This window comes from Candidatus Protochlamydia sp. W-9 (assembly GCF_001950615.1).
Taxonomy (GTDB): Bacteria; Chlamydiota; Chlamydiia; order Chlamydiales; family Parachlamydiaceae; genus Protochlamydia; species Protochlamydia amoebophila.
The window spans coordinates 1-7,165 of sequence record NZ_BCPZ01000064.1 but is presented as its reverse complement, the minus strand read 5'-3'; the positions used below and the strand labels follow the sequence as shown (position 1 = coordinate 7,165).

Here is a 7,165-nt window from a genome sequence, read left to right as displayed (position 1 = left end):
ATTCTTCGATACCCAAACCTTCTTCTTTCATGAGCTATCGAAATCATTTTATCCTTTACTTCTGTATCATTCTTCATTTTATGCTTATAGCGCCCAACAGACCTATCGAAAGCAAGTAAACGACAAGCTCTCCTTTGACTTATGCCATGGCGGATGGTTAGATCATTCATAGCCTTTCTCTTAGCCTGCGGGCCTACCACTTTTTTGACAAAAGATCCTTCAAAGCCACATTATCAAGAGCATAATCAGCTACAAGCCTTTTTAATTTCCTGTTTTCTTCTTCTAGAGCTTTTAATCTTTGTGCCTCAGATACACTCATTCCGCCAAATTTGGCTTTCCATGAGTAATAAGTAGCGGGAGCTATGCTATATTTACGACAAACTTCAGCTACTGCTGAGCCTGCTTCTACTTCTTTGAGTATTTAAATGATGTGTTCTTCTGAAAATCTTTTTTTCATTGGTTCGTTTCCTAAAATGTATTTATTTTAACACGAACCTCTATTTCTTCTTGGATGATTTTTAAGGGGCAAGGTCATAGTATAAAAACATTCATCTGTGTTCACTCACTTTCTATCCAATTTACGTTTCGCTAAAATTTGTCTGTAGCTAAAATCTGGTCATATTTGCTTAAAAGAGGGGTAACTTTATTTTAAGATTACCGAAGGAAAGATTTCATAAGAAGTAGATATTTCATCCCTGCAAAATAAAAAAATCAATATATGTATGAATTTAATAGAAATTATTCAAATCTATTTGAAGAGAGCGTTTGTTCTTTAAAATACATGTTCGAAATTTAAAAATTTTTTATTTTTTCTTTCTTCAAAAAAATTTATAATTACTTTTGTTGTAGTCTTGACTAGCTTTTCTCTTATTTAATTGCTTTGGATTCAATAAAAAAGTGCAAAAAGTTAAAAAATGATATGTTAAGCAGGAACTATTTGGAGACAAGCTATGGTTAATGAATATGAAAATGATAAAAGCGAAAGAACTACATATGACTTCTCTCTTGAAAATAATTTGCAAAATCTCAATTTATTTGAGCAAGAGTCAGTGCTTATGAATCGCGCTATTCAAAAAATAATAAATAGATGCAATTTGAATATAACTATTGAAGATATGTTAAAAAGACCCACCATTAGAAACCTAGCAAAATTTTTTGAAGGTGACTTGCAATTTTTGAAGATGTCACAAGAGCTTATAAAAAAAGATTTAGAAAACACGGGATTTTGGTTTCCAAGTTCAGTAATCGAACAAACCGCACCTAATAAACTTAAAACAGTACTAGTAACGGGGGGAAGCGGTTTTCTTGGGTCTCATCTTATTAAAAATCTATGCGAATTAACAAAGGCTAAAATTCTTGTTTTGGTGCGTGCTAGTAATATTTTAGAAGCAGAAGTGTCTTTAAAAAATAGTATTATTAAGTTTAAACTTGATAATTTGTTTGAAACAAAACAAATTGTTCCCCTTCTCGGAGATTTAAGTAAGCCTTTTTTAGGGCTCAATGAAAAGCAATTTGAAATTTTATCATATGAAATAGATGCAATCTATCATCTAGGTGCCTCTGTTCATCATATTTATGACTATCAAACATTGCGTTCAACAAATGTACTTAGTACTTGTGAACTTATCAAATTAGCTATGCTGAATAAAAAAAAGATATTTAACTATGTGTCCTCAGTTGTAGCAGCTTTAGAAAGAGATAAAGAAGGTTTGGTATTAGAAGAATTTCCAAATAACAATTTTTGTTACGAAATTGACGGATATTCCCAAACAAAATGGGTATCAGAGAAGTTATTAACTGCAGCTTACAAACAGGGACTTCCTGTTACTATATTTAGGCCTTGTAATATCACTGGGAGAAGTAAAGATGGTGTTTGCTCTTATGAAAAGAACCATTTATTAAGCTTGATTAAAGGATGCATACAAATGGGTGTTGCGCCAGACTGGCCTATCGAGTTAAACATTATGCCTGTCGATCTTGTTAGTGTTTGCATTGCAAAAGCGTCACTTTGTTCTAATTCTAGAAATAAAATATTTAATATTGTGAATAGAAATAGATTGTCATGGCTTCAATTTATCGAATGGCTTAAACATTATGGTTATAAAATAAAAGTTATCCCTGAAGCAGAATGGAGTGGTAAACACCTTTCTAAAATAACAAAAAACAATGCCCTTTTTCACCTAGCGTGTCTTTATGTAAATGAACCCGACTCTTTCCAAGCTAATTCTCAAATGGAATATACTATTGAAAATTACCACGATGAAAATTCATTTAAAATTTTCAAATCAATGCACGTTACTTATCCTATCATTGATGATAACTTACTAAAAATATACTTTCAGTATTTCCATAAATGTGGATTCATTGATAAACCAACAAAATAACACTAATTGTTAACCAAATATTAGTAATGCTAAATAGGTAAGGCTCTCAATTGTCTATTAGAATCACAAATAAAATATTTTATTATCCCACTGAGATTAGTTAGCTTTTTAGAAAATGAAAGTGTTTTCCTTACAAGTCTTGCACACCTTTGTCTTAAAAGTACAATTAAATCTTTCAATGTAGCTTGTGTCTGACCAGATTGTTTGCCAATTGGTTGATGTTGGCTCAAAAGAATGGTTTCATAATAGACATTAAATTTATCAGAAATAGGGGGCTTTTTTTTAATGATTCAGGTAGATTTGCAAAAAAAAGCTCAGCGGTTTTTTATATCGAGGACCCACTTGCATAACAAGCACTTGGCGACTTTTTTTATGGAAGACGAGCCATAACCACTGATCATTTTTCTTATTCTCTACCAAGCTACATTGCTCATCTCCTTTAATTTTAGGCACTCCCAACTCATTTTTCTCATGACAAGTAACTTGTGCATTTAAATCCTCAGGCAAATCATTGATAATGAAATTAATAAAATTTACCAGCCATGGCATCTTTAAATCAAAAATTCTACAAATTCCATTAAGAGACATTCTTTCTCAAAGAGCTTTTGTGATAAGTTCCTTTATCTATTCGTTAATGATTTTAGCTTCATTGTTTTCGCTTCACTGTGTGCAATTCTCTAAACAGCAAAAATTTTGCTTTTCCTGTCTTGTATCATCATTCTTCTTTACCAAATCTGATCCGCAATATATACAATCTTATTGCTCTTCCCCGTTTGAATTAGAACAATCAATATATCAAATTAGATATATTTATTGGAATAGCCTTACCTGTTTAGCAATACCCAAATATTTATTATTATGTCATTAAATTAATGATAATCTTTAAGTCGTTAATACAGCTAGCCTTTCTTAAGTTTTTCTAAGATTTAAATATTTAAATTGACAAATTTACTTGTTAAAGATAAATTTTGAATATTTTTCAAATATATAGTACAAATTTATGGCTAAAAAAAAACTTTTAATTGTGGAAGCACATAGTGACGATTCTTTTATAAGTATTGCCGGCTTCCTAGAAAAAAATCGCGAAAATTTTGAATATCATTTCTTTTTATTAACTTGTTCTGACATTCGGATGTCTCATTGCGATCTTGTTACTAAAAAACAACGGCTAGCGGAATATGATAGTTATGTAAAACATTTTAACGGTATTTGGCATCGTGGGAAGAGCAAAGACCTTCCAATTGATTCAGATGCTCAACTGGATCAGGTATCAAAGAAATTGATTGTATCTTCAGTTGAAGATGTTATTGATACTGTCAAGCCAGATCAATTGATTTTTCAAGGGCCTTCATTTCATCATGATCACACTATTGTATATGAAGCTGTTATTGCAGCAACAAGGCCAACTTCAAGGTTTTGTCCTAAAGAGATGTATATTATGGAGAATCCAACATATGTGCATTCACTTGGCCCCCATACTGATTTCAGACCTGATTTATATATAAATTTGACTGAAGAAGAAATGACATTAAAACTTAATTACCTCCACACCTGTTTTCCAAGCCAAATAAGAGAAAAAGGAAATTATTTATCTGCTGATGGAATAAAAAGTTGGGCTCGTTATCGAGGAATAGAATCACGATGTCTTTATGCAGAAGCTCTCAAAACTTACAAAAGAGTAATATAAAAAATTTATAATTTGTGGTTTGAAAAAGGAAATTATGATCGAAATAAAAGATGTAAGCAAAAATTATACAATTTTCAAACGACGCTCTGGGCTAATAAATACTTTTAAATCCTTATTCAAAAGAGATTATGAAACTGTATTTGCTGTAAAAAAAATTAGTTTTTATATTAACAAAGGTGAATTTGTAGGTTTTATTGGACCTAATGGTGCTGGAAAAACCACAACATTGAAAATGCTATCAGGTATTTTACATCCTACAAAGGGAGAGATTTTAGTAAATGGTTTTATTCCCTATGATAGAAAACCTGAGTTTTTAAAAAATATTGCTTTTATAACCGCTCGAAAAAACAATCTGTGGTGGGATATTCCTGCCATAGACAGTTTTCTCATTAATAAAGTTATTTACGAAATAGACGATAGTTTATTTAAGAAAAGGGTCAAAGAGCTTTCTAACATGCTTGATGTAGAAAATCTGTTAGATGTGCCAGTGAGAAATTTGTCTTTAGGCGAGCGTATGAAATTAGAAATTATTATGTCGCTCCTTCACAATCCTAAGCTCATATTTTTAGATGAACCTACAATTGGTTTAGATTTTATTTCTCGTCAAAAAATCAGGAAATTTCTAATAAATTATCAAACGATTAATCAAGCAACAATCATTTTAACTAGTCACTATTTTGAAGACATTATTGATCTTTGCAAAAGGATAATTATCATCAAAGATGGAGAACTAATACTTGATGAATCTTTAAGCAATATTCAAATTAAATATAAAGATTATAAAATTGTTAGAATTCGTTCCGAAAATTTAGAAAATTATAAAAAACAGTATAAGTCAAATATTATTGATGAAAATATGGAATTTATTGAAATTATGCTTACACATAATGAAATAATTAACCATTTCAACAAAGATTTTGATGGTCAATTTGAAATAAAACCTGTTTCATTAGAAGCTATGGTCAAGGGTCATTATGAAAATTTTTAATAATTTCAATAAGCCTTTGACAATTGTTGCAATTTCTATTGGTAATAGCTACGTTTATAGATCCTCATTTTTTATGAGATTGATCGTTCTTTCAATTTCTCTTGCTGCACAATTTTTTTTTTGGATGGCAGCTTTTTCGAATAATTCTGAAATTGCTTCGTATAATTTTGGCGAGTTTTTTTCTTACTTATTTGTTGCTAATTTGATCTACGAGTTATTAATACCAAACAATGTCATGGTATCTGATCAAATACGAGAAGGAGAAATAAGCCAATATCTTGTGCTTCCTTACGAATTTATGAATTTTATTTATTGGAAGCTACTAGGGGATCGTATTTCCTTTTTAGTTAATAATATTATTCCAATAATTGCCGGATTCTTTCTTTTACAGTTAACAAGTAATATTGATTTGCACATTTCTTTCCTTGGATCAGGCTATCTTTTATTTTACATAATAGGTGGCCTTACTATTCACTTTTTTATTGATTTTTCAATAGGTTTATTAGCTTTTTGGTTCGAAAAAAGTGATTTTCTTTTTATAGTGAAAGAAATTATTTTTCGCATCTTAGCAGGCCTTTGGTTTCCATTTGAAATTTTGCCTAAATCACTCCAAACCAGTTTTGATTGGTTGCCTTTTCAATTTCTAGGCTATACGCCTGCGAAAGTTTTTTTAAATCCTGAAATTGCTAGTTGGTGGAATTTTTTCTTGTTAATCGCTTGGGTATTAGTATTTTATGTTTTAAATCAAGTTGTTTGGAAGTTAGGAATAAAAAAATATGAAGCATTCGGTGCATAGAATACTTATCTACTTAAAACTTTATTTTTGCTATGCAAAATTAAATCTTATTAAAAATTTAAATTATAGGATTAATTTTTTAATTGGATTAATTATTAATCTCGCTGGATCTTTAGTTCTTTTTTATTTTTATGATGTAGTTTTTGATAGGTTAGGGGCTATAGGTACTTGGGATAAAACTCATGCAATGTTACTTGCTGGAACTTATATGATTGTAGAGTCGCTTTACATTGGTCTTGCATTTCATAGTATCTCACGTTTCCCAAAAATTATTTTAGATGGCGACTTAGATGATTACCTCATTCTGCCTATTTCTCCTCGAGCAGCCTTAGCACTGCAAGAAATGGACTATGGAAATATTCTTAATGCTTTATTTGGTATTGGTCTTGTCTATTATTTCTTCCCCACAAGTTCAATATCGTTTTCTTCACTCGCAAATTATTTTATTGCCATACTATTTGGGTTAATTTTTCTTTCCAATCTTTTGCTTTTATTGATGTCATTTGCTTTTTGGTTTGGACGGGTTGACGAGTTACGAGATGCTTTAGCATGGATAATGGATTTGGGTGCTAGGCCAGCATTTATCTATCCTAGCATTTTAAGAAATATTTTTTATTGGATTTTGCCTTTTTTCTTAATCGCCAATGTTCCTGTTGAATTTTTGACTGGCGAGAGAAACTGGCTAAATATCTTCCTTTTCTTTTTTGCTATTGTACCATTTTATATTGGCAATAAGATTGTTTGGCATTTAGGATTAAGAAAATATGAAAGTGCGAGTTATTAAAAATAGGAGAAAAGTTTATGGAAAAAGAACAGTTAATACAAGAGATTCGTCAATATTTCGCAAAAGGATATGGAGATAAAGTAGATATTTCTCAATTACCTTTAAATGGCGGCTTAATAAGTTATTTGGGAATTGATTCAATGAATTCACTAGAAGTTTTAATCGATATGGAAAATTTATTTAATATTGAAATCACAGATGATATTTTAAATTTTAAATTAATCGATAATATCGAGTATATGGCAGATACGTTTTCGAATTTATTATGCAAGAAAAGCTAAGTTTAAAAGCTAACGAAAATACATGAATTTGTCCCAAATTTGCTTAAAGTAAATTAATTTCTATAAATTTCTAGGTAAAAAATTTTTAGAAAAATAAAAAATTAAAATTTGAAGGCGATAAATTTAACTAAATATAGCTAATTAGAATCTCTTAAAAAAAATTAATTATGCAAATAATAGTAGATATAGAAGAGTATCTTTTAAAAAACCCTTATCTCGAAAATTTTCTTTTCAATGATTCTGAT

At 30.1% G+C, this 7,165-nt stretch carries 6 protein-coding genes and 2 pseudogenes; 6 read left to right on the top strand and 2 right to left on the bottom strand.

What is annotated here, in order from left to right; translation table 11 throughout:
* Positions 1-118: 118 nt before the first annotated feature.
* Positions 119-421, bottom strand: a pseudogene (locus BU804_RS01885) (transposase); the annotation flags it as partial.
* A 529-nt stretch (positions 422-950) separates the two neighbouring features.
* Between BU804_RS01885 and BU804_RS01880 the strand changes: the two are divergent.
* Positions 951-2,384, top strand: coding sequence for a thioester reductase domain-containing protein (locus tag BU804_RS01880; RefSeq protein ID WP_075882761.1), 1,434 nt, complete (start codon positions 951-953; stop codon positions 2,382-2,384).
* Positions 2,385-2,413: 29 nt separating this feature from the next.
* Here the strand turns inward: BU804_RS01880 and BU804_RS11080 are convergent.
* Positions 2,414-3,134, bottom strand: a pseudogene (locus BU804_RS11080) (IS1 family transposase).
* A gap of 250 nt (positions 3,135-3,384) precedes the next feature.
* Here BU804_RS11080 and BU804_RS01865 point away from each other — a divergent pair.
* Genes BU804_RS01865 through BU804_RS01845 form a run of 5 tightly spaced genes read left to right on the top strand, consistent with a single transcriptional unit; the run spans position 3,385 to position 6,920 of the window.
* Complete coding sequence (locus tag BU804_RS01865; protein ID WP_075882760.1) at positions 3,385-4,071, top strand: PIG-L family deacetylase; 687 nt, start codon at positions 3,385-3,387, stop codon at positions 4,069-4,071.
* 34 nt (positions 4,072-4,105) lie between these two features.
* Entirely contained in the window at positions 4,106-5,059 is a 954-nt protein-coding gene (locus BU804_RS01860) for an ABC transporter ATP-binding protein (RefSeq protein ID WP_075882759.1), read from the top strand.
* Positions 5,046-5,855: an ABC transporter permease gene (locus tag BU804_RS01855; RefSeq protein WP_075882758.1), complete on the top strand. Its 810-nt coding sequence runs from the start codon at positions 5,046-5,048 to the stop codon at positions 5,853-5,855. The genes BU804_RS01860 and BU804_RS01855 overlap by 14 nt, the downstream gene beginning before the upstream one ends.
* Positions 5,836-6,639 carry an ABC transporter permease gene (locus tag BU804_RS01850; RefSeq protein WP_075882757.1) on the top strand — a complete coding sequence of 268 codons (804 nt, stop codon included), beginning with the start codon at positions 5,836-5,838 and terminating at the stop codon, positions 6,637-6,639. Before BU804_RS01855 ends, BU804_RS01850 begins: the two co-directional genes overlap by 20 nt.
* A 17-nt stretch (positions 6,640-6,656) precedes the next feature.
* Positions 6,657-6,920, top strand: a complete 264-nt coding sequence (locus BU804_RS01845) for an acyl carrier protein (protein ID WP_075882756.1) — start codon at positions 6,657-6,659, stop codon at positions 6,918-6,920.
* The last annotated feature ends 245 nt before the right edge of the window (positions 6,921-7,165 follow it).

Coding starts and splice junctions, on each gene's coding strand:
- BU804_RS01880 (WP_075882761.1), top strand. CDS start 951: ATGGTTAATGAATATGAAAATGATAAAAGCGAAAGAACTACATATGAC.
- BU804_RS01865 (WP_075882760.1), top strand. CDS start 3,385: ATGGCTAAAAAAAAACTTTTAATTGTGGAAGCACATAGTGACGATTCT.
- BU804_RS01860 (WP_075882759.1), top strand. CDS start 4,106: ATGATCGAAATAAAAGATGTAAGCAAAAATTATACAATTTTCAAACGA.
- BU804_RS01855 (WP_075882758.1), top strand. CDS start 5,046: ATGAAAATTTTTAATAATTTCAATAAGCCTTTGACAATTGTTGCAATT.
- BU804_RS01850 (WP_075882757.1), top strand. CDS start 5,836: ATGAAGCATTCGGTGCATAGAATACTTATCTACTTAAAACTTTATTTT.
- BU804_RS01845 (WP_075882756.1), top strand. CDS start 6,657: ATGGAAAAAGAACAGTTAATACAAGAGATTCGTCAATATTTCGCAAAA.